This window comes from Rhizobium cerradonense (assembly GCF_030182455.1).
Taxonomy (GTDB): Bacteria; Pseudomonadota; Alphaproteobacteria; order Rhizobiales; family Rhizobiaceae; genus Rhizobium.
In genome coordinates, this window is record NZ_JAQJCK010000004.1 from 438,251 (window position 1) to 459,110 (window position 20,860).

The 20,860-nt window shown below is 60.8% G+C and carries 19 protein-coding genes; 14 read left to right on the top strand and 5 right to left on the bottom strand.

The annotated features are described in order from the left end of the window. Positions 1-63: 63 nt before the first annotated feature. From PH547_RS12775 to PH547_RS12805, 7 genes are all read left to right on the top strand, one after another. Positions 64-2,295, top strand: a complete 2,232-nt coding sequence (locus PH547_RS12775) for a primosomal protein N' (RefSeq protein ID WP_285168369.1) — start codon at positions 64-66, stop codon at positions 2,293-2,295. Positions 2,296-2,403: 108 nt separating this feature from the next. Beyond that, positions 2,404-2,787 carry an AGROH133_08824 family phage infection protein gene (locus tag PH547_RS12780; protein WP_104824588.1) on the top strand — a complete coding sequence of 128 codons (384 nt, stop codon included), beginning with the start codon at positions 2,404-2,406 and terminating at the stop codon, positions 2,785-2,787. 262 nt (positions 2,788-3,049) lie between these two features. Continuing rightward, positions 3,050-3,616, top strand: a complete 567-nt coding sequence (locus PH547_RS12785; protein ID WP_104825243.1) for a F0F1 ATP synthase subunit delta — start codon at positions 3,050-3,052, stop codon at positions 3,614-3,616. Beyond that, positions 3,616-5,145, top strand: a complete 1,530-nt coding sequence (atpA, locus tag PH547_RS12790; RefSeq protein ID WP_104824587.1) for a F0F1 ATP synthase subunit alpha — start codon at positions 3,616-3,618, stop codon at positions 5,143-5,145. The genes PH547_RS12785 and atpA overlap by 1 nt, the downstream gene beginning before the upstream one ends. 29 nt (positions 5,146-5,174) lie before the next feature. After that, positions 5,175-6,059, top strand: a complete 885-nt coding sequence (locus PH547_RS12795; RefSeq protein ID WP_285168370.1) for a F0F1 ATP synthase subunit gamma — start codon at positions 5,175-5,177, stop codon at positions 6,057-6,059. A 23-nt stretch (positions 6,060-6,082) separates the two neighbouring features. After that, on the top strand, positions 6,083-7,513 hold the full coding sequence (gene atpD, locus PH547_RS12800) for a F0F1 ATP synthase subunit beta (RefSeq protein ID WP_283047771.1): 1,431 nt from the start codon (positions 6,083-6,085) through the stop codon (positions 7,511-7,513). Between the two features lie 75 nt (positions 7,514-7,588). Beyond that, positions 7,589-7,996, top strand: coding sequence for a F0F1 ATP synthase subunit epsilon (locus tag PH547_RS12805; RefSeq protein ID WP_104824584.1), 408 nt, complete (start codon positions 7,589-7,591; stop codon positions 7,994-7,996). A gap of 75 nt (positions 7,997-8,071) precedes the next feature. Here the strand turns inward: PH547_RS12805 and PH547_RS12810 are convergent, their stop codons facing one another. Further along, positions 8,072-8,977, bottom strand: coding sequence for a LysR substrate-binding domain-containing protein (locus PH547_RS12810; RefSeq protein WP_285168372.1), 906 nt, complete (start codon positions 8,975-8,977; stop codon positions 8,072-8,074). Between the two features lie 68 nt (positions 8,978-9,045). On the opposite strand from PH547_RS12810, the gene PH547_RS12815 reads away from it, so the two are divergent. From PH547_RS12815 to PH547_RS12825, 3 genes are read left to right on the top strand one after another with little or no spacing between them, the layout of a single operon-like run. Then, entirely contained in the window at positions 9,046-10,239 is a 1,194-nt protein-coding gene (locus tag PH547_RS12815) for an iron-containing alcohol dehydrogenase (RefSeq protein ID WP_285168455.1), read from the top strand. A gap of 1 nt (position 10,240) precedes the next feature. Continuing rightward, positions 10,241-11,740, top strand: a complete 1,500-nt coding sequence (locus PH547_RS12820) for an aldehyde dehydrogenase (protein WP_285168374.1) — start codon at positions 10,241-10,243, stop codon at positions 11,738-11,740. A 20-nt stretch (positions 11,741-11,760) separates the two neighbouring features. Further along, entirely contained in the window at positions 11,761-12,882 is a 1,122-nt protein-coding gene (locus PH547_RS12825) for a mandelate racemase/muconate lactonizing enzyme family protein (RefSeq protein WP_283047766.1), read from the top strand. 40 nt (positions 12,883-12,922) lie between these two features. Here the strand turns inward: PH547_RS12825 and PH547_RS12830 are convergent, their stop codons facing one another. Both PH547_RS12830 and PH547_RS12835 read right to left on the bottom strand, forming a co-directional pair. Beyond that, on the bottom strand, positions 12,923-14,173 hold the full coding sequence (locus PH547_RS12830; RefSeq protein WP_285168375.1) for an acyltransferase family protein: 1,251 nt from the start codon (positions 14,171-14,173) through the stop codon (positions 12,923-12,925). A 192-nt stretch (positions 14,174-14,365) separates the two neighbouring features. Next, on the bottom strand, positions 14,366-14,941 hold the full coding sequence (locus PH547_RS12835; RefSeq protein WP_104824580.1) for an NADPH-dependent FMN reductase: 576 nt from the start codon (positions 14,939-14,941) through the stop codon (positions 14,366-14,368). A gap of 74 nt (positions 14,942-15,015) precedes the next feature. Here PH547_RS12835 and soxR point away from each other — a divergent pair, with 74 nt between their 5' ends. Then, positions 15,016-15,474: a redox-sensitive transcriptional activator SoxR gene (soxR, locus tag PH547_RS12840; protein ID WP_104825240.1), complete on the top strand. Its 459-nt coding sequence runs from the start codon at positions 15,016-15,018 to the stop codon at positions 15,472-15,474. A 113-nt stretch (positions 15,475-15,587) separates the two neighbouring features. Here soxR and glpD read toward each other — a convergent pair whose 3' ends face one another. Continuing rightward, positions 15,588-17,099: a glycerol-3-phosphate dehydrogenase gene (glpD, locus tag PH547_RS12845; protein ID WP_104824579.1), complete on the bottom strand. Its 1,512-nt coding sequence runs from the start codon at positions 17,097-17,099 to the stop codon at positions 15,588-15,590. A 117-nt stretch (positions 17,100-17,216) separates the two neighbouring features. After that, a complete protein-coding gene (locus PH547_RS12850; protein ID WP_104824578.1) occupies positions 17,217-17,990 on the bottom strand; it encodes a DeoR/GlpR family DNA-binding transcription regulator in 774 nt (257 codons plus the stop codon). 98 nt (positions 17,991-18,088) lie between these two features. Between PH547_RS12850 and PH547_RS12855 the strand changes: the two genes are divergently transcribed. The 3 genes from PH547_RS12855 to PH547_RS12865 all read left to right on the top strand — a co-directional run bounded on the left by PH547_RS12855 (position 18,089) and on the right by PH547_RS12865 (position 20,816). Next, the gene (locus PH547_RS12855) at positions 18,089-18,859 is read left to right on the top strand and encodes an SDR family NAD(P)-dependent oxidoreductase (RefSeq protein ID WP_104825239.1); all 771 of its coding nucleotides are present in this window, start codon (positions 18,089-18,091) and stop codon (positions 18,857-18,859) included. A 101-nt stretch (positions 18,860-18,960) separates the two neighbouring features. Beyond that, positions 18,961-19,299 (top strand): ArsR/SmtB family transcription factor, encoded by a 339-nt coding sequence (locus tag PH547_RS12860; protein ID WP_104824577.1) that lies wholly within the window; start codon positions 18,961-18,963, stop codon positions 19,297-19,299. Positions 19,300-19,919: 620 nt separating this feature from the next. Continuing rightward, positions 19,920-20,816 carry a LysR family transcriptional regulator gene (locus PH547_RS12865; protein WP_104824575.1) on the top strand — a complete coding sequence of 299 codons (897 nt, stop codon included), beginning with the start codon at positions 19,920-19,922 and terminating at the stop codon, positions 20,814-20,816. Positions 20,817-20,860: the final 44 nt, after the last annotated feature.

The window sequence follows — 20,860 nt, forward strand, 5'->3', positions numbered from 1 at the left end:
ACAATATGATGCCGAACCACCCCGGGTTTCTTTTTGTCGCCGCTCGGGGCATGGTCTGGCGCGATGACTAAAGATTCGTCCGATCTGTTCGGCGCGCTGTTTGAAGCTGCGCCCGCACACCCGACCATGAGCCGCACGGTCCCGGTTCTGGTGCCGATGCCGGCGCCGAAGCCCTATTCCTATGCGGTTCCGGAAGACATGGCGGTCGAGCCCGGCTCGGTCGTGCAGGTGCCGCTCGGGCCGAGGCAGGTGATCGGTGTCGTCTGGGATGGCGGCGATGAGGGCGGCGTCGATCCGAAGAAGCTGCGGCCGATCAGCCATGTCTTCGATTGCCCGCCGCTGACCAAGGAGATGCGCGATTTCATCGACTGGGTGGCCGCCTATACGCTGTCGCCGCCGGGGCTGGTGGCGCGCATGGCGCTGCGCGCGCCCGCAGCCTTCGATCCCGAACCGATGGTCGAGGGCCTTCGTTTTGTCGGCGGCGCACCGGAACGGCTGACACCCGCCCGCACCCGAGTCATGGAGACGGCAAAGGACGGCCTCTCGTGGACGCGCAGCGGGCTGGCGCACGCTGCCGGCGTTTCGACTGGAGTCGTCGACGGGCTGATCGCGCAGGGCATTTTCGAAACCATATTCCTGCCGCCGCCGCCCGTGGTCGCCAGGCCCGATCCGGATTTCACCGCCTCGCGGCTCGAAGGCCCGCAGCGCGAAGCGGCCGATGAAATCCTTGCCGAGGTGCGCAAGGGCGAATTCACCGTGTCGCTGATCGACGGTGTTACCGGTTCGGGCAAGACCGAGGTCTATTTCGAGGCGATCGCCGAGACGCTGAAGCGCGGCAGGCAGGTCTTGATCCTGCTGCCGGAAATTGCGCTGACGGCGAGTTTCCTTGAGCGCTTCCAGGATCGCTTCGGCGCCAAGCCGGCCGAGTGGCACTCGGACCTGGCGCCGCGCATGCGCGAAAAGGTCTGGCGGCAGGCAGTGACCGGCGAGGTCCGGGTCGTTGCCGGCGCGCGCTCGGCGCTGTTCCTGCCCTTCGAAGACCTTGGCCTGATCATCGTCGATGAAGAGCACGATCCCGCCTACAAGCAGGAGGATCGGGTCTATTACAATGCCCGCGACATGGCGGTCGTGCGCGGCCGGATCGGCGATTTTCCGGTGGTGCTGGTGTCGGCGACCCCTTCGGTCGAGAGCCAGGTCAACGGCCAGAGCGGGCGTTACAGCACCATTCATCTGCCGACCCGCTACGGGGATGCGGCTCTTCCGGACCTGCATCTGATCGACATGCGCTGGCATGCGCCGGAGCGCGGCGGGTTCCTCTCGCCGCTGCTAATTCGGGCGATCGGCAAAACGGTGGAAAAGGGCGAACAGTCGCTGCTGTTCCTCAACAGGCGCGGCTATGCACCGTTGACGCTCTGCCGCGTCTGCGGGCATCGCTTCCAATGTCCGCAATGTTCGAGCTGGCTGGTGGAACACCGTTTCCGTGGACAGATCCAGTGCCATCAATGCGGCTATGCCGAACGGACGCCTGAAGCCTGCCCGGAATGCGGCACGCTCGACCATCTCGTCGCCTGCGGTCCGGGCGTCGAGCGCATTGCCGAGGAGGTCGAGCGGCATTTTCCCGAAGCGCGGACCATCGTGCTCTCCTCCGACATCATGGGCGGCGTCAAGCGGCTGCGGCTGGAGCTGGAGGCCATTGCCAAGGGCGAGGCGGATATCGTCATCGGCACGCAGCTCGTCGCCAAAGGACACAATTTCCCGCTGATGACGCTGGTCGGCATCGTCGACGCCGATCTTGGTCTTGCCAATGGCGATCCGCGTGCAGCCGAGCGGACATTCCAGCTTCTGTCGCAGGTGACCGGCCGCGCGGGGCGAACCGGCCTCAAGAGTCACGGCCTGTTGCAGACCTATCAGCCGCAGCACCCCGTCATGCAGGCGATCGTCTCCGGCGATGCCGGCGCTTTCTACGGGCGCGAGATTTCGGAGCGCGAAAGAGCCATATTGCCGCCCTTCGGCCGGCTCGCCTCGATCATCGTCTCGGCCGATACCCGGCAGGATGCGGAAACTCATGCCCGCGGCCTGCGCAATGCGGCGCCGCAGGTCCAGGGCATATCGGTGCTCGGGCCGGCTGAAGCGCCGCTCGCCCTGGTGCGGGGCCGCCATCGTTTCCGCCTGCTTGTGCACGGCCGGCGCAATTCAGATATGCAGGGGTTCCTTCGCGCTTTGCTGGCACAATCGCCGAAGGAGCGCGGTTCCGTGCAGGTGCAGCTTGACATCGATCCACAGAGTTTCCTGTAGTTTCGCGAAACGGTGCCTTTCCGGCGTCTTCCCCTGTTTCGCCTGTTCATGCCATAAGTCAGCCTCTTGATATGATTGATTTGGTTTAGGTTGATTTGGGGACGACCGATGGAGCTTTATTTTCCGACTGACCTGGGCGAACAGCTTGCCTATTGCTCGGCGGCGTTTACGGCGCTCATCGGGTTCCTCGCGATGTTCGCGCCTGGCTATACCTATCGTTTCCTGAAGTTGCAGGTGCGCGAAGGGCGGCCGGAAGCCTATGCCGAGGGACGTTCGGCCGGCGGCTTCTATCTGGGCTTCGGGCTGGTCGCTATCCTGCTGGCGCAGCCGATGGTCTACCTGGCGCTCGGGGCGTCCTTTGCCGTTGCCGCATTCGGTCGCATCCTCTCGATCATGTCGGATCGGGGAAGCGTTCTCGTGAATTTGTTACTTCTGGTTGTCCAGGCGATTTTGGCGGCTCTACCGCTTCTTTACGGATTGGGCTATATTTGATCGAAAATGATCTCGCTTCGGCTGCAATTGCCCGCGCTATCCCCATGGTTTTGAACTTTTTGCCATCATAAATTCACCCGAATAGCGTATTCGGCTATTACGCGTGTTGCGAGTCTCAATATCCTATGTTAGACGAACCCCGAATTTCGGATGAGGTAGGGGGAAGCCCCTGCTGATTTCTGGGGGAAATCAAAACGAATTCAAGAACATGTGGCTTCCGTCTCCCGGAAGCCGGATTCTTGGGTTGAAATCAGGGAATTTTGTGCCCGTGGCAGACACATCCCAGCATATTTCTGGTGTCGCAGAGCGATATGCCTCGTCATTGTTCGAGCTGGCCCTCGAAGAGGGTGCTGTTCCGGCAGTGACCGCCGATCTCGATCGGTTTCAAGCCATGCTGGATGACAGCGAAGATCTGAAGCGTTTCGTCTCGAGCCCGGTCTTTTCGGCCGAAGAGCAGGTCGGTGCCGTCCAGGCGCTGGCAACGAAGGCGGGCTTCGGCAATTACGTCACCAATTTCCTCAAGGTCGTGGCAGGCAACCGGCGCCTTTTTGCGCTGCCGGGCATGATCAAGGCTTTCCGTATCATCGCCGCGAAGCATCGCGGCGAAGTTTCCGCCGAGGTCACCTCGGCGCATGCGCTGACCCCGGCGCAGGAAGATGAATTGAAGGCGGCGCTGAAGGGCGTCACCGGCAAGGACGTGGCGATTGCCGTCACCGTCGATCCGTCGATTCTTGGTGGCCTGATCGTCAAGGTCGGTTCGCGTCAGATCGATACGTCCCTTCGCACCAAACTCTCCACCCTTAAGCTTGCATTGAAAGAGGTCGGCTGATGGATATCCGCGCCGCGGAAATTTCCGCAATTCTGAAAGATCAGATCAAAAACTTCGGCAAGGAAGCTGAAGTCTCCGAAGTCGGCCAGGTTCTCTCCGTCGGTGACGGTATCGCCCGCGTCTACGGTCTGGACAATGTTCAGGCCGGCGAAATGGTCGAATTCCCCGGCGGCATCCGTGGCATGGCGCTGAACCTCGAATCCGACAACGTCGGCGTGGTTATCTTCGGCTCCGACCGTGACATCAAGGAAGGCGACACTGTCAAGCGCACCGGCGCGATCGTTGACGTTCCGGTTGGTCCGGAGCTTCTCGGCCGCGTTGTCGACGCGCTCGGTAACCCGATCGACGGCAAGGGCCCGATCAATGCGACCCGCCGCGCTCGCGTCGACGTCAAGGCTCCGGGCATCATTCCGCGCAAGTCGGTTCATGAGCCGATGTCGACCGGCCTGAAGGCCATCGACGCTCTGATCCCGGTTGGCCGCGGCCAGCGCGAGCTTGTCATCGGCGACCGCCAGACCGGCAAGACCGCCATCATTCTCGACACGATCCTGAACCAGAAGGCCATCCACGATGCCGGTCCGGACAGCGAAAAGCTGTACTGCGTCTACGTCGCTATCGGGCAGAAGCGTTCGACCGTTGCTCAGTTCGTCAAGGTGCTCGAAGAGCGCGGTGCGCTGAAGTACTCGATCGTCGTCGCCGCAACGGCTTCCGACCCGGCCCCGATGCAGTACTTGGCGCCGTTCGCCGGTTGCGCCATGGGCGAATATTTCCGTGACAACGGCATGCACGCCCTGATCGGCTACGACGACCTGTCGAAGCAGGCTGTTTCCTATCGTCAGATGTCGCTGCTGCTGCGCCGCCCGCCGGGCCGCGAAGCCTATCCGGGCGACGTTTTCTACCTGCATTCGCGCCTTCTCGAGCGCGCCGCCAAGATGAACGACGAACAGGGCGCCGGTTCGCTGACCGCTCTTCCGGTCATCGAAACGCAAGGTAACGACGTTTCGGCGTTCATCCCGACCAACGTGATCTCGATCACCGACGGCCAGATCTTCCTCGAAACCGACCTGTTCTATCAGGGTATCCGCCCGGCCGTTAACGTCGGTCTGTCGGTTTCGCGCGTCGGTTCGTCCGCACAGATCAAGGCGATGAAGCAGGTTGCCGGCTCGATCAAGGGCGAACTCGCCCAGTATCGCGAAATGGCCGCCTTCGCTCAGTTCGGTTCGGACCTCGATGCCGCAACGCAGCGCCTGCTGAACCGCGGCGCCCGCCTGACCGAGCTCCTGAAGCAGCCGCAGTTCTCGCCGCTGAAGACGGAAGAGCAGGTTGCGGTGATCTTCTCCGGCGTCAACGGCTATCTCGATAAGATCGGCGTTGCCCTGGTCGGCAAGTTTGAGCAGGGTCTGCTTTCCTACCTGCGGTCGGAAGGCAAGGACATCCTCGACGCGATCCGCACCGAAAAGGCCATCAGCGATGCGACCAAGAGCAAGCTCATCGCTGCTCTCGACAGCTACGCCAAGTCTTTCGCCTGATCGGACCTCACTTCTAGGACGGATACCGGATGCCTTCACTTAAGGATCTGAAAAACCGGATCGCCTCCGTCAAGGCGACGCAGAAGATCACCAAGGCGATGAAAATGGTCGCCGCGGCGAAGCTTCGGCGCGCCCAGGAGGCGGCCGAGGCCGCACGGCCCTATTCGGAACGCATGAGCGCCGTTCTTGCCAATATCACGGCTGCCGTCAGCGACGCGGACGGTGCGCCGCCGCTGATGACCGGCACCGGCAAGAGCGATGTGCATCTGCTGATCGTCTGCACGGCTGAACGCGGCCTTTGCGGCGGTTTCAACTCGCAGATCGCACGTTTTGCTCGCGATCACGTCCGCAAGCTGTTGGCCGACGGCAAGACCGTGAAGATCTTCACGGTCGGCAAGAAGGGCTACGACATCCTGCGCCGTGAATACGCATCGCTGATCGTCGAGCGCAAGGAACTGCGCGACGTCAAGCGTATCGGTTTCGACAATGCCGATGCCATCGGCAAGCGCGTCATCGAAATGTTCGAAGGCGGCGAGTTCGACGTCTGCACGCTGTTCTATTCCGAGTTCAAGTCGGTGATCAGCCAGGTGCCGACCGCGTTTCAGCTCGTCCCGGCTTCGGCTCCGGCCGTTGTCGAAGAGGATGCCGAGCATAAGGGTGCCGTTTACGAATACGAGCCGGATGCGGCTTCGATCCTCGCGGACCTGATCCCGCGCAACATCTCCGTCCAGATCTTCCGCGCGCTCCTCGAGAACGTCGCCGGCGAGATGGGCGCCAAGATGAGCGCGATGGACAATGCGACGCGCAACGCTGGTGAGATGATCAACAAGCTGACGCTCAATTACAACCGTCAGCGCCAGGCACAGATCACCAAGGAATTGATTGAAATCATTTCGGGCGCGGAAGCGCTCTGAGGTTAGGAAAAGAGGGTAAGAATATGGCTGACGCAGCTACCCCCGCAGGTTCTGTCGGTAAGGTTACGCAGGTTATCGGCGCCGTTGTGGACGTTGCTTTCGAAGGCGAACTCCCGGCGATCCTGAACGCGCTTGAAACCGACAACAATGGCAATCGTCTGGTTCTCGAAGTCGCACAGCACCTCGGCGAAAATTCCGTCCGCACCATCGCCATGGACTCGACCGAAGGTCTGGTTCGCGGCCAGTCCGTCAAGGACACGGGCGCGCCGATCTCGGTTCCGGTCGGACATGAAACGCTTGGCCGTATCATGAACGTTATCGGCGAGCCGGTCGACGAAGCAGGTCCGCTGAATACCCAGAAGAAGCGCGCCATCCACCAGGATGCTCCGTCCTACGTCGAGCAGTCCACGGAAGCGCAGATTCTCGTCACCGGCATCAAGGTCGTCGACCTGCTCGCTCCCTACGCTAAGGGCGGCAAGATCGGCCTCTTCGGCGGCGCAGGCGTCGGCAAGACCGTTCTCATCATGGAACTGATCAACAACGTCGCCAAGGCGCACGGTGGTTACTCGGTGTTCGCAGGCGTGGGTGAACGTACCCGCGAAGGCAACGACCTCTACCACGAAATGATCGAATCTGGCGTCAATAAGCATGGCGGCGGCGAAGGCTCCAAGGCTGCGCTCGTTTACGGCCAGATGAACGAACCGCCGGGCGCTCGTGCTCGCGTCGCTCTGACCGGTCTGACCGTTGCTGAAAACTTCCGCGATGAAGGCCAGGACGTTCTGTTCTTCGTCGACAACATCTTCCGCTTCACCCAGGCTGGTTCGGAAGTGTCGGCTCTGCTCGGCCGTATTCCTTCGGCCGTGGGCTATCAGCCGACGCTCGCCACCGACATGGGCCAGATGCAGGAACGCATCACCACGACGACGACGGGCTCGATCACCTCGGTTCAGGCCATTTACGTTCCGGCCGACGACTTGACCGACCCGGCACCGGCAACCTCGTTCGCCCACTTGGACGCAACGACGGTTCTGTCGCGCTCGATCGCTGAAAAGGGTATCTACCCGGCCGTCGACCCGCTCGACTCCACCTCGCGTATGCTCGACCCGATGGTCGTCGGCGAAGAGCACTATGAAGTCGCTCGTAAGGTTCAGTCGACCCTGCAGCGCTACAAGGCTCTCCAGGACATCATCGCCATCCTCGGCATGGACGAACTGTCGGAAGAAGACAAGCTGGCCGTTGCCCGCGCCCGCAAGATCGAGCGCTTCCTGTCGCAGCCGTTCTTCGTCGCAGAAGTCTTCACCGGTTCGCCGGGTAAGCTCGTCGCTCTCGAAGACACGATCAAGGGCTTCAAGGGCCTAGTCAACGGCGAATACGATCACCTGCCGGAAGCCGCTTTCTACATGGTCGGCTCGATCGAAGAGGCGATGGAAAAAGCCAAGAAGCTGGCTGCCTGATAAGACCAATCGAACGGCGCGCGAGGTTTCGTGCGCCGTTGCCTTGAAATAAAGACAATCGAGAAGAGACCGGTCATGCCTGACAATTTCAATTTCGAACTGGTATCTCCGGAGCGTCTGCTTCTGTCGGAGCAGGTTATCGATGTCGTCATTCCCGCCAGCGAAGGCGAGATGACCGTCATGGCCCATCATGCGCCGACGATGACCATGATCAAGCCGGGCGTCGTCAAGGTGCATGCCGCATCGGGCAAGAAGCAGGATTACGTCGTGTTCGGCGGCTTCGCCGACATCCTGCCGACCGGCTGCACGCTGCTGGCCGAATCCGCAATTCCGGTAGAAGATCTCAACCAGGATGAGCTGACGCGTCGTATCGATATCGCCAGGGCAGAACTCGAAGATGCCGAGCATCACGAGCACAAGTCGCGCCTTGAGCACTACATCATGGAAATGACGCGGCTGCGCGGCGCAATCGGCCAAGATTGATCCGGTACCTAGTCTCAGGTTTTGAATGAGAGCGGCCTTTGGGGGCCGCTTTTTTGTTGGGTGGTTCGGTTTGCGTCAGCCCTGATAGCCGCCGAGCAAATGCCGATGCAACTGGCTTGCTTCCGGCGAGAGCGCACGGAAGCGGGGGGCGCCCAGATAATAACCGAAGCCGCTTTCGACCCGGTCGTTGCCGATGGTAATCAGTGCGCCCGAGCGCAGATGTTCCTCGATAAGTCCGAGGCTGCCGAGCGCGATACCCTCGCCGCGCAATGCCGCCTCGACCGCCATGATGTAGGTGGAGAAGGATAGCCGCGGTCGGGGCAGTTTGCTCCTCAATGGGTTGCCGATGCGGCCGAACCATTGGCGGAAGCTGATCCAGTGGGCGTTGAAGCGCTCGTAATCGATGAGATCCAGCCCGGCTATGTCAGCCGATGTCAAAGCCTGCGGCTCCAGGCCGCGGCTGGCGAGATAATTGGGCGAGGCGATCGGAACCAGCACTTCCTTCATCAATAGCGTCAGGTTCCAGCGCGGATGTTCGCCGGTGGAATAGAGAATGACGAGGTCGTTGGTTTCCGATGCAAGTTCCGAAGGCGAGTCCGTCGTCAGCAGGCGGACGGAGATGCCGGGGCTCTCCTTGCCGAAATCCTTGAGCCGCTGCCCGAGCCAGAGATGCGAGACCGAGCCGCTGGCAGCGATCGAAATGATCTCGCCTGTGCCGGCGCGGAAAGGCTCCAGGCTCTCCTCGAGATATTCCAGCGTGGCGCGGACGCGCTGAAACAGCCGTTCGCCTTCCGGCGTCAGCGCCAAGTTCCGGCCGCGCCGGGTAAAGAGCGCGGCGCCCAGATGATCCTCCAGCCCCTTGATACGTCGGCTGACGGCCGCTTGCGTGATGTTCAATTCGCGGCCGGCGCGGGAAAAGTTCATCGCGCGCGCCGCGGCATCGAACACGCGAAAGGATTCCAGCGGTATCTTCTCCAGCATTGTCTCTCCATAACTTCAAGTCATCAATATTCCCGATAAATGGCCAGATTTGAAGAGCTGAAATTGTGATGCAGGATTGCGGCATCGAATCTGCTGCGCTTTTCCTGGTGATCCTCGTGTCCTTTTCCATTTCCGCCATTCCAGACATCCACTTTGGCAGCGGCGCGCTGTCCGGCCTTGCCAGCGCCGTCAAATCCTTCGATGGCGTTTCCGCCGCTCTCTTGGTGATCGATGCCTTTCTGGCCCAATCGGGTCTTGCGGATAAAATCAGAAGCGATCTCACGGAAGCGGGCATCGCCACGCAGGTCTTCTCGGATTTCTCCGGCGAGCCGAAACTCGCGCATATCCGCTCGACGATGGAGGCGGCGAAGGGCGCGGATCTGGTGATTGGCGTCGGCGGCGGCTCGGCGCTGGATATCGCGAAGATCGTCGCCTGTTGCGCAGCATCGGGCGAAGACCCGATGTTTTATGCATTGGCCGCCAATCCCCTTCCGAAGAACCCGCTGAAGAAGATCATGGTGCCGACGACGGCCGGCACCGGCTCTGAGACTTCGGCCACCAATATTTTCGCTGGCCCTGAGGGTAAGAAGCTCTGGATCTGGGGACCGGAAACCAAGGCAGATCTCGTCATCCTCGATCCGGCTCTGACGACCACGCTGCCGGCGGGTCTCACCGCCTGGTGCGGCCTCGACGCCTTCATCCATGCCTTCGAGGCGGCGACGAACCGCAACACGCATCGCGGTGCGCAGCTCTACGCCCATCAGGCATTGCGGTTGATCACCGGCGCGCTGGAAACCGTGGTGAAGGAGCCAGGCAAACTCGAGGCCCGAGGCGACGTGCTGCTCGGCTGCTGCTTCGCCGGCATCGCCATCGACAATTGCGGCACGGCAATTGCCCACAATATCAGCCACGCGCTGGCCGGCCTTGCGCCGGTCCACCATGGGCTTGCAACCGTCCTCGGCTTTGAAGCGACGCTGCCCTGGCTGGTCGAGGCGGATACGATTGATCTCAACGCTGCCGCAAGGGCTTGCGGCCTCGAAGGTGCGGCGGCGCTGCCCGCCTTCCTCTCCGATTGGATGGACCGTTGCGGTATTGTCCGCGCTTTGCCGGCGGCGTTCATACCCTTCGATACGACCGACCTCGCACGCGAGATGCGCGCTCCGGAAAACCAGCCGATGCGGCGTTCGACTGTCCGCGATGTCACGGATGCCGACATCGACCGCTTCGCCGCCGCCGTCATGGCGCTGCCGAAAGGAATTTGAGATGACCAAGAATTATACGCGCGATTATTGGGAAGGCGTTCTATCCGACCTCAAGCTCGAAGGGCGGCATTTCATCGATGGCGCCTATCGCGCTTCTTCTTCCGGCGCGACCTTCACCCGCATCCGGCCGATGGATGGCAGACCGGGTGCGGAACTGGCCCGCGGCAACGCGGCCGATATCGATGCGGCCGTGGCTGCCGCACGCGCCGCCTTTGAAAGCGGCATCTGGCGCAGGAAGGAGCCGCTGGAAAAGAAGCGGATCATGCTGAAATGGGCCGAACTCATTCGCGTCCATGGTGAAGAACTCGCCATGCTGGAAACGCTTGATGTCGGCAAGCCGGTCATGGCCTCGCTCACCGTCGATGTGCGCCTCTGCGCCGACTGCATCCAGTTTTACGGCGAGATGATCGACAAGATGTATGACGAGATCGCGCCGACCGGGCTGAATGCCCGCGCTTTGGTGCGCAAGGTGCCGCTCGGCGTCGTCGGGGCGATTACGCCGTGGAACTATCCGATGATCATCGATGCCTGGAAACTCGGCCCGGCCATCGCGGCCGGCAATTCCGTGGTGCTGAAGCCGGCGGAACAATCCTCGCTCTCAGCTATCCGCCTGGCCGAACTTGCGTTCGAAGCAGGGCTGCCCGCCGGCGTCTTCAACGTCGTCACCGGCTATGGCGAAGAGACCGGCAAGCCGCTGGCGCTGCATATGGATGTCGACATGATCGCCTTCACCGGTTCGACCGAGGTCGGCAAGCTGATCATGGGCTATGCGGCGCAGTCGAACGTCAAGCGCGTGGCGCTGGAACTCGGCGGCAAGTCACCGCTGGTCGTCTTCGAAGACGCCAATCTCGACGCAGCGGCGAGTGCGGCCGCCTGGGGCTGCTTCTACAATTCCGGCGAGACCTGCCATGCCTCGACGCGGCTGATCGTGCAGCGCTCGGTGCAAGAGAAGCTGATTGCGAAGATCGAGGCGGTGACTCGCTCCGATATCGCGCTCAAGCATCCGCTGGACCCCACGGCGCAGATCGGCGCGCTGATCGAGGAGGAGCATATGAACAAGGTGCTGTCGATGATTGCCGCCGGCGAGAAGGAAGGCGCGCGCCGCGCCTTCGGCGCCGAGCGCGTGCTCAGCGAAACCGGCGGTTACTACGTCTCGCCCGGCGTCTTCGTCGACATGAGCAACGACATGAGCCTGGCGCGGCAGGAGATTTTCGGGCCTGTGCTCGCCGCTATTCCCTTCGATACCGAGGAGGAGGCCCTAAAGATCGCAAATGACACCATCTACGGCCTCGCCGGTGCCGTCTTCACCAAGGACATGGATCGTGCTCAGCGCTTTTCCGAGGCGATCCATGCGGGCACCGTATGGATCAACACCTATGACATGTCGAATTTCGCCACGCCCTTCGGCGGGTTCAAGCAGTCCGGCTTCGGGCGTGATCGCTCGGTGCATGCGATCGATAAATATTGCGACTACAAGACCATCTGGCAGCAGTTCGGCTAAGGTTTGGGGGGGGCATGACCATGAGCAAGATTGTTTCCATCGAAATCACCCATCACCGGCTGCCGCTCGATCCGCCGTTCAAGGCGAGCTGGGATGGGCGGCCGCGCTGGCATTTCGATGCGACGATCGTCCGCGTTCGGGATGACGAGGGCCGCGAGGGCATCGGCTCCGGTGACCTAATGAAAGGGTTCGAGGGGCACGAGGATCTGTTCATCGGTCAGGACCCGCGGCATCTGGAGCGCCATTACGAGGTCCTGTCGCATATTAATTTTCACTACGGCCGCTGCTGGCCGATGGATCTGGCGCTCTGGGATCTCTCCGGCAAGATCACTGGCGAGCCGGTTTGGCGGATGCTTGGCGGCCGGGCCAGCCGTGTGCGCCTCTACGCTTCCTCCGGCGTGTTGCGAGAGCCGGCTGCAATGGCGGAGCAGGCGGAACGTTATCTCGAAGAAGGCTTTCCGGCGATGAAGGTGCGTTTCTCTTCGTCTGCGGGCGGGCGCGGCAGTTGGCGGGACGATGTGAAGGCCCTGGAGGCGATCCGTGCGCGTGTGGGCACCAGGCTGGAGTTGATGGTCGACTGCAACCAGGGTTGGCGCATGCCGTGGGATACGACATTACCATGGACTTTCAAGGATGCGCTGGCGGTTGCAAAAGAGCTGGAGCGGCTCGGCATCTATTGGATGGAGGAGCCGTTGCATCGTTCTGACCGCAAGGGCATGCAGGAGCTGAAGCAGGCGACCTCCGTGCGCATTGCCGGCGGCGAGATGACGCGGGAGCTGTATGAGTTCCGTGACATCATCGAGGAACGCGCCTTCGATGTCATTCAGCCGGATGTGGCGCTGGTCGGCGGCATCACCGGCTGCCGGCGGCTGGTCTACCAGGCGCGCGAGGCGGGTGTCCAATTTACGCCGCACTCATGGACGAATGGTATTGGTGTGCTGGCGAACGCGCATTTGACCGCGGGTGTCGGGGATGCGCCTTGGCTCGAATATCCGTATGACAATCCGGAATGGAGCGAGGCCCGTCGTGACTATCCGATGGCGATGCCGCTCAAGCACGATGAGGGCTGGCTGGATTTGGGGCTATCTCCCGGCCTCGGTGTTGTTCTCGATGAGGAGCGACTGAAAGCCACCCGCATCTGACATGATGCTCGGCCTTGCCGGTCGAGTTTCGTTTCCCACCTTATCTGCCGCCCAATGGGTTCCCTTGGGCGGCTTTTTTGTCGGATGTGGGCATCGTCCGTGTCGCCTGCTCGCGGGTGCGCGCCCAGCGGATGATTGGGCGTTCCAGGCAGAAATAGCTGAAGGTGCCGATCGCGAAAATGATGAGGATTGCGACGAGGCTCGATGTGATCCATCCGCCAAGCACATTGTCGGAGCCGGTGCCGAAGGTCCAGGGGAAGAGCGTCTTCATCAGCGTCAGCACGATATCCTGCCAGATGTAGACGCCGAAGGAGACGGTGGCGACATAGCGGATGAGACTGAAGTCGACAACTCTTCCCAGAAAGACCGACTGCGGCAGAACGCAGAGCGCGGTAGCCGCCGCCAGGGGAAGCAGCGGGAATTGATAGGGAATGCCAAGCCACGCATAGCCTTCCGCCGGGCCGCCGATGGACTGCGGCAACTGCCATGCGCCCATGACGATCGCGAGCGCTCCGATGATGTCGTAGATTGCCGAGCGGCGGGCAGGAAGGATGGTCTGTATTCCGGCAGCCAGCGCGCCGATCGCGAATATCGCGAAGAAGCCGACGGGGTTGTAGCGCGGCATCCATTCCTTGGCGCCGCCCTCGAAGCCATATTGCCATCCCTTTCCGACGCTGTCTGTCGGGAGATAGCTCACCACCAGCCAATGGCCGACCAGCGCGGCCGCGATAATGCCGATCCAGAGCAACCGGCTGACGAGAACGGAGCGTGATCTCGGCGTTGCATGGAACAGCAGCAGGAAGCCGATCGGCAAAAGGACATAGCAGGTTGTCTCGAAGGGGATCGACCATAGGGGGCCGTCACCCTGCACCGGAAAAAAGGTGCGCCAATGCCATTGGCTCATCAGGAAGAAGCCGGCGACATAGCGGCCGATCAACTCTCCATCGAGTGGAAATCCATAGATGGTGAAACTTAGCACGAAGCCGACCGTGAGCGCGACCCAGAAGCCCGGCAGGATGCGTGCAGCGCGGCGCATGGTGTAGATCTTCAATGACGGTAGCGGCTGGGCTCTATCCAGCGCCAGCCAGAAGGGACGCGAAAGAAGAAAGCCGCTGAGAACGAAGAAGACCGAGACGCCGTGATTGCCGAAGCGCGCCAACATGAAGGTCAAGTCCAAGGTCGGGGGGATCTTGTTGAAATCCATCCGGAGCGCGAGATGGTGGGCGAGCACCATCAGACATGCGACGGCGCGCATGAAATCCGCTCCTCCAAGACGTTTCTCGTTCTCCATCGCAATACCGCCGAAACTGTCTTCCTATTGGGTTAGGTCATCGAGGCGACTTCGGCAAGCGCAGCTTTGCGGCAAGGTAAACTTCTGGGTGTATAACAGACGTCCGGACCTGGGGTACCAGGTCCGGACGTCAAACCGGTCTTTCGCACCTGCCAGAAACGAAAGACCGTGTTCGGATATTGCAGAAGGCGCTCAGGCGGCGACGGAGCGATAGGGGCGCGTTGCGTGAGCCGGTTTCAAGGCCGCGCTCCACCAATGCAGCTTCGCCATCATCCGCACCAGCGATTGACGTGCCTCGATCGGGTTTTCAAGGGAGCCATCTTCGGCGAACCGGCCCCAGGGATTGGCGAAGCTGACGGTGTCGCGCACGGTTACGGCATGCAGCTCGGCAAAGACCAGCCGCAATTGTTCGACGGCACGAAGCCCGCCGGAAATGCCGCCATAGGAAACGAAGGCGACCGGCTTGCCCTGCCATGGCTCATAAACGAGATCGAGCACGAATTTCAGCGAGGCGGTGAAGCTGTGATTGTATTCCGGCGTGACGACGATGAAGGCATCGGCCTTGGAGAGCCGCTCGGCGAGGGCCGCGACGGCCGGATGCTCGCGGTCGTGCTGCGCCGGCAGGTCGAATTCAAGGGGATCGATAATGTCGATGTCGATCAGCGGATAGTTTTCCAGCTCACGGACGACCCAATTGACCACGCGGTCACATAGTCGGCCCTTGCGGGTGCTGCCGTAGAGAATTGCCAGCTTGGTAGGTCCAGTCATGTGTTGCTCCTGCTTTACGCGCTTCGGAGCAGGAGCTATAGAACCTCAAGTAAAGTTGAGGTCAAGGACGTATGATGGAAAAAATCGAATCCGATCAATTTTCCAAATTGCTGACGGTCGGCGAGGTGGCGGCGCGCAGCGGCGTCGCGGTCTCGACGCTGCATTTCTACGAGGCAAAAGGGCTGATCGAGAGCCATCGCAGCCGCGGCAATCAGCGGCGTTACGCCCGCGAGGTCCTGCGCCGGGTGGCGGTCATCAAGGTGGCGCAGCGTGTCGGCATTCCGCTTGCCGAGATTCAAGCGGCACTCGACACGCTGCCGCAAAGCCGGACGCCGACAGGCGCCGATTGGCGGGCGCTCTCGGCACACTGGAAGGATGATCTCGACAAAAGGATCAAGCGGCTGCAGGGCCTGCGGGATCAACTCGACGGCTGCATCGGCTGCGGCTGTCTCTCGATGCAGACCTGCCCCTTGCGCAATCCCTGGGATGTGCTGTCAGAAGAGGGGCCTGGGCCGCGTCTGCTGGATCCCTAGAGTATCCGTGTTTCTTCGAACCACGGAAGTACTCTATCTCTTGTTTTCAAGCAATTCCGGATGCAACACCGTTTCGCACTTTTGCTGGAATTGCTCTGGAGCGCCGTGCCTGCCTAAGCATGAACGCGCGTGCCGGCCATATAATCATCCAGCGCGGCGGCTTCATCCTTCGAGAGATAGAGGCCTTTCTTCGAGCGACGCCAAAGGACGTCGGCGGCGGTATAGGCCCATTCATGCGCCATGAGATAGCGGACTTCCGCTTCATAGAGATCGCTGCCGAAGCTGCGGCCGAGATCGGCCGCGGTCTTCGCCTCTCCAAGGAGCATAGCGGCGCGGGTGCCATATCGGCGCACCAGCCGGCGGGCATGCGGGTCGGCGAGGAAGGGATAACGTGCCTTCAGCTTGGCGACCTCGGCCTCGTAGCCGCGAACCGGAAAATCGCCGCCCGGAAGGGAGCTCTTGGCCGTCCATGGCGTTCCCTTGAGGCCGATGACCTCTCCGATCTTTTCCAGCGCATGTTCGCTAAGGCGGCGATAGGTGGTGAGCTTGCCCCCGAAAACGTTGAGCAACGGCGCCTGTCCCTCGGCGCCTTCGACCTTCAGCACATAATCGCGCGTCGCTTCCTGCGCCTTGGAAGCGCCGTCGTCATAGAGCGGACGTACGGCGGAATAGGACCAGACGATGTCCTCGCGCCGGACCGGCTCCTTGAAATATTCGCTGGCGGCGCTGCAGAGATAGGTGGTTTCCTCGTCGGAAATCTTCACATCCTTCGGATCATCCTTGTAGTCGCGATCCGTCGTGCCGATCAGGGTGAAATCCTGTTCATAGGGGATGGCGAAGATGATGCGGTTATCTGGATTTTGGAAGAAATAGGCGCGAGGATCGTCGAACTTTTTGCGGACGATGATATGGCTGCCCTGCACCAGGCGGACATTGTGCACCTGGTTCTTGCCGAAGGCGTCGGACAGGACATGGTCGACCCAGGGACCGGCGGCATTGATGAGCATGCGCGACTGGAACGTGCGCTTCTCGCCGGTGACGGTGTCCTGTGTTTCAATCGTCCAGGTGACCCCTTCGCGACGAGCGGAAATTACCTTGGTCCGCGGCATGATCGTGGCGCCGCGATCGGCCGCGTCGCGGGCGTTGAGCACGACCATGCGCGCATCGTCCACCCAGCCGTCGGAATATTCGAAAGCCTTGGTAAACAACGCCTTCAGCGGTTTTCCCGCCGGGTCCCTCTTCATGTCCAGCGTCGCGGTCGGCGGCAGCAGCTTGCGGCCACCGAGATGATCATAGAGGAAGAGGCCGAGGCGGATCAACCAGGCCGGGCGGATGCCGCCCTTGTGGTAAGGCAGGACGAAACGCATCGGCCAGATGATGTGCGGCGCCATCGCCCAGAGCACTTCACGCTCCATCAGCGACTCGCGCACCAGGCGGAATTCATAATGTTCGAGGTAGCGCAGGCCGCCGTGGATGAGCTTGGTCGCCCCGGACGATGTGCCGGAGGCGAAATCATTCATTTCCGCAAGCGCCACCTTGTAGCCGCGTCCGGCAGCGTCACGAGCTATGCCGCAGCCGTTGATGCCGCCGCCGATAACGAAAATGTCGTAAATCTGCTCGCTCACCCGCCCCTCCGAAAAGGTCTGCCATTTTGGGAAATGGAAAATTCGAAAATTGATTCATCTAAAACGAAATCAATCCGAATGTCAAACGAACGTTTCGTGACGAAAGCGATGTGAGGATCAATTCTGGCGGCGCGAGGTTTCCAACAGGCGAACGCCGTGTTCCGCCGCGGCGGCGCGGACGGATTCGACGCGACATTCGTCGGTAACGAAAGTATGGACTTGCGAGAGATGGCCGATGCGCACCGGAGCGGTGCGTTCGAACTTGGTGCTGTCGGCCACCAGGATGACATGGCGGGCATTGGCAATGATTGCCTGCGCCACTTTCACTTCGCGGAAATCGAAATCCAAAAGCGCGCCGTCGGCGTCGACAGCCGAAGTCCCGATGATGGCGTAGTCCACCTTGAATTGCCTGATAAAATCGACCGCGGCTTCCCCGACGATGCCGCCATCCGAGCCGCGCACGACGCCGCCCGCGATAACCACTTCGATCGACGGGAAAATACGTAACTTATTGGCAACGTTGATGTTATTGGTGATGACCATCAATTCGTGATGGCCGAGGAGCGCCTCGCCGACTGCTTCCGTGGTGGTGCCGATATTGATGAAAAGAGAGGTGTTGTTGGGGATCAAGCCGGCGGCGGCGCGGCCGATCGCCTGCTTTTCAGGGGCGGCGATGGAGCGGCGCGCTTCGTATTTGACGTTTTCCGTACCGCCGGGAAAGATCGCGCCACCGTGGACGCGCGATAGAACGCGGCCGTCACAGAGATCGTTCAAATCCTTGCGGATGGTTTGTGGCGTTACCGAAAAACGCAGCGCCAGTTCCTCCACCAGCACGCGCCCCTCAGCCTTGGCGATTTCCAGAATCTCCGTCTGGCGTCCGGATAGGAACATTGTCGACGCTCCCTTTCTTTCGTTTTTTCGTCATCATATGATAAAGTGAAAATTCCGCAATTGCCGACGCGCGGATTCTGCACATTGGGGAGGTCATGGTGTTTCATCCGAAGCTATTCGAAAATCGCAATGTCGTCGTCACCGGCGCCGGCCGTGGCATCGGGCTGGAGGTGGCGCGGCAGTTTCTCGATTGCAGTGCGCGCGTTCTCGTCCATGTCGGCCGCGACCCCGGCCGTGAGCTGCCGGATTTTCTGTTGGAGGCCGAACTGGATCGTCGCGCCTTTCTCGTTCCCGCTGATTTCACCAGTGAAAGCGGCACCAGGGACTTTGCTCTCGCCGCCGCTGATGTGTTCGACCGCATCGATGTGCTGGTCAACAATGCCGGTACCATGGTCGGCCGCTTTCCGGCCGGCGAATTGACCGACGAGTGGTATGACCGGATTGTCCAGCTCAACCAGACCTCGGTCGTCGAGGTGACCAGGGCGCTGTTGCCGCTGTTGCGGGCGGCCGGGCAGGCGGCGATCGTCAATACGGTCTCGATCTCGGCTTTGACCGGCGGCAGTCCTGGGTCGGCGATCTATTCCGCCTCCAAGGCTTTCGTTGCCACCTACTCGAAGGCTTTGGCGCGCGAGCTGGCGCCGGACGGGATCCGGGTGAATTGCGTATCGCCGGGAACCATCGCCACCGATTTCCACGAGCGGTATTCGTCGAAGGAAAAACTCGAACAGACCCGCCGGTCGATCCCGTTACAGCGTCTGGGCACAGCGGAGGATTGCGCGCCTGCCTATCTCTTCCTCGCCGCGCCAACGCTCTCGGGCTACATCACCGGCCAAGTGATCGAGATCAACGGAGGACAGCTTATCTGCTGATAATCGGACCTTTTTTGGTGTTCTGCGACCTTTTGAACCAGCTTATGGATTCATAATATTATAAACATATCTCTATGTGAGTTATCACTAGAGGCCATCCTATGTCGCTGTCTCCACCGCCTGGCGGTGCCGCCGAGCATAATGTCGAGGAACTGACGGCGGAGGCCCGGCGGGCGAGCATTTTGTTGAAGGCTCTGTCGCACGAGACGCGGCTGATCATCCTCTTTATGCTGGCCACTGGCGAAAAGACCGTTACGGAGATCGAGGGGTTGCTCGGTCTGCAGCAGGCGGTGGTTTCTCAGCATCTGGCGCGGCTTCGCCTGGAAAAGCTGGTCGATACGCGTCGCGAAGGCCGGCTCATCTATTATGCTGTCGCCAGTTCTGAAATCTGCGCCGCAATCAATTCGCTGCAAAAAATCTTCTGCACGGGCGATTGCTGAAACGTCCTCCTCGGGCTGTCAGGCTTGAGCCGCGACTGCCGACTGGCCTCTGCGTTTATTCGGAAATTTCCGAAGCCTCGTTTTGGCCTTCAATTCATCATCGTATCGTCAACTGCCTGACATGACAGTGTTATGCAAGGCCGCTAATACTCCCTTATAAGATAAAAGGAGGATAGGCCGTGCAGAATAGTGAAATGACGATTTCGGAAGTTCTGCGAGATCCGATGATCCGCCAGATGCTCCGTGCCGATCGCGTATCGTTGAGCGACTTTGCGAAACTTCTGGAAAAAACGGCCCGTGCGAGAAATGCTGCCTCTGCCGAACAGGATGCGATACCGTTTATCCCTCGCGTTTTCATTGAGCGCTCATCGGCTGGTGGCGAGACCGCTCTCTAGGGAATTTTCGGAGGGGCACGATTTCCGACGACGGCAGTAGAAGCTAGTGAATGCAGCCGGATTTGGCGAAAGCCTTTCCGGCTGCATTCTTACTTGCGCCTTCAGAGGCAGAGACGGGGTGTGATTGCTGGAGGAGTGCGGTGAACCGCCCCAATGCCTCACTTCTATTTTCCAATGTTGCGCTGATGCCCTGGCCCGTTTAACTCTCGCATTCAGGAGAGTTAAATGATCGATAAGCTGGAATTCTTCATCGCGCTTGCCAACCAGAAGCATTTCGGCCGTGCTGCGGAGGAATGCGGGGTGACGCAGCCGACATTGTCGGCGGCGATCAGGCAGTTGGAGGATCAGCTCGGCGTCATGCTCGTCAGCCGCGGCTCGCGCTTTCAGGGGCTCACGCCGGAGGGCCAGCGGGTGCTGGAATGGGCGCGACGCATCGTCGGCGATACCAGAACCATGCGCGAGGAAATGCGGGCTGCGCGCAAGGGGCTTGCCGGCCATCTCCGCATCGCCGCCATTCCGACGGCGCTTGCCATGGTGCAGAAGATCACCGCGCCGTTTCAGGAGCGGCATCCCGACGTCACCTTCTCCATTACCTCGCGCAATTCGCTGCAGGTGCTGAGCCTGCTTGAAAACCTCGAGATCGATGCCGGCATCACCTATCTGGAAAACGAGCCGCTCGGCCGCGTCACCAGCGTGCCGCTTTATGCCGAGCGCTATCATCTGATAACGGCCGCCGGCAGCCCGCTGGCCGAGCGCACAAGTGTGACGTGGAAGGAAGTGGGCGATCTTCGGCTTTGTCTATTGACGGCCGATATGCAGAACCGCCGGATCATCAACCGGCATCTCGGCGAAGCCGGCGCGACCGCCCGGCCGACGCTGGAATCCAATTCGATGATCGTGCTGTTTTCCCATGTCCAGACCGGACGCTGGGCGAGCATCATGCCGAAGAATATCGCCGATTCCTTCGGCTTTCCGGCCGATATTCATAAGATCCCCATCACGGAGCCGGAGGCGGAGCATCTCGTCGGCCTGGTGGCCACCCATCGCGAACCGTTTACGCCGCTTGTCTCCGCTTTGCTGCACGAGGCACGATTGCTGGCCGAAGGCAATAAGAGTCGATAGGAGTTTTCTATCGACTGACGGGATTACCTTATTGATCCCCCGCC

Bases quoted from the DNA above. Each gene is read 5' to 3' on its own strand.
- PH547_RS12775 (WP_285168369.1), top strand. From the start codon at position 64: ATGACTAAAGATTCGTCCGATCTGTTCGGCGCGCTGTTTGAAGCTGCG.
- PH547_RS12780 (WP_104824588.1), top strand. From the start codon at position 2,404: ATGGAGCTTTATTTTCCGACTGACCTGGGCGAACAGCTTGCCTATTGC.
- atpA (WP_104824587.1), top strand. From the start codon at position 3,616: ATGGATATCCGCGCCGCGGAAATTTCCGCAATTCTGAAAGATCAGATC.
- PH547_RS12795 (WP_285168370.1), top strand. From the start codon at position 5,175: ATGCCTTCACTTAAGGATCTGAAAAACCGGATCGCCTCCGTCAAGGCG.
- atpD (WP_283047771.1), top strand. From the start codon at position 6,083: ATGGCTGACGCAGCTACCCCCGCAGGTTCTGTCGGTAAGGTTACGCAG.
- PH547_RS12805 (WP_104824584.1), top strand. From the start codon at position 7,589: ATGCCTGACAATTTCAATTTCGAACTGGTATCTCCGGAGCGTCTGCTT.
- PH547_RS12810 (WP_285168372.1), bottom strand. From the start codon at position 8,977: ATGCTGGAGAAGATACCGCTGGAATCCTTTCGCGTGTTCGATGCCGCG.
- PH547_RS12815 (WP_285168455.1), top strand. From the start codon at position 9,046: ATGCAGGATTGCGGCATCGAATCTGCTGCGCTTTTCCTGGTGATCCTC.
- PH547_RS12820 (WP_285168374.1), top strand. From the start codon at position 10,241: ATGACCAAGAATTATACGCGCGATTATTGGGAAGGCGTTCTATCCGAC.
- PH547_RS12825 (WP_283047766.1), top strand. From the start codon at position 11,761: ATGAGCAAGATTGTTTCCATCGAAATCACCCATCACCGGCTGCCGCTC.
- PH547_RS12830 (WP_285168375.1), bottom strand. From the start codon at position 14,173: ATGGAGAACGAGAAACGTCTTGGAGGAGCGGATTTCATGCGCGCCGTC.
- PH547_RS12835 (WP_104824580.1), bottom strand. From the start codon at position 14,941: ATGACTGGACCTACCAAGCTGGCAATTCTCTACGGCAGCACCCGCAAG.
- soxR (WP_104825240.1), top strand. From the start codon at position 15,016: ATGGAAAAAATCGAATCCGATCAATTTTCCAAATTGCTGACGGTCGGC.
- PH547_RS12850 (WP_104824578.1), bottom strand. From the start codon at position 17,990: ATGTTCCTATCCGGACGCCAGACGGAGATTCTGGAAATCGCCAAGGCT.
- PH547_RS12860 (WP_104824577.1), top strand. From the start codon at position 18,961: ATGTCGCTGTCTCCACCGCCTGGCGGTGCCGCCGAGCATAATGTCGAG.
- PH547_RS12865 (WP_104824575.1), top strand. From the start codon at position 19,920: ATGATCGATAAGCTGGAATTCTTCATCGCGCTTGCCAACCAGAAGCAT.